The sequence below is a fragment of the Parendozoicomonas verongulae genome (assembly GCF_009711465.1).
GTDB classification, from domain to species: Bacteria; Pseudomonadota; Gammaproteobacteria; order Pseudomonadales; family Endozoicomonadaceae; genus Sansalvadorimonas; species Sansalvadorimonas verongulae.
Genome location: NZ_SMME01000234.1, coordinates 1 through 401, shown reverse-complemented (window position 1 = coordinate 401; position 401 = coordinate 1). Strand labels below are relative to the sequence as shown.

Annotated in this window: 1 protein-coding gene; it reads right to left on the bottom strand. The window is 44.6% G+C overall.

The features are described from left to right. The coding region (locus E1189_RS00325) for a hypothetical protein (RefSeq protein WP_230459827.1) at positions 1–401 on the bottom strand (401 nt) is incomplete at both ends.

The window sequence follows — 401 nt, the reverse complement described above, 5'->3', positions numbered from 1 at the left end:
AATGGGCATACCAGTTTTTCAAGCGGCGTTCTACCAATGGTTTGAGTTCATTGACAGCGTCCAGCCTTTTTAATAGGACATGAAGTGCCCCTGCCTCAGGATAATGTTCTGGTTCCAGCCAATTTTGTTGAATAGCGACCTGAGCAATGGCTATAACCTGAGGTGAATGGACACCCAGATAGTCACAGGCCCGGGTGAGTATCTTGACTATGGAATATTGCCAGTCGTCGCGCCTGGCTAAGCCTCTCTGGACAATTTTTTCGTGTAACTCCTGAAGCTCTTTTAACACAATATCAACAAGTTGATTTGCACGAACCAACCTACATACCGCCAAAGCGAGTGAACTATGGGAAGTAAGCCTGTTTCCTAACAAAGAACAACTTTTGATATTCTCTTTAACC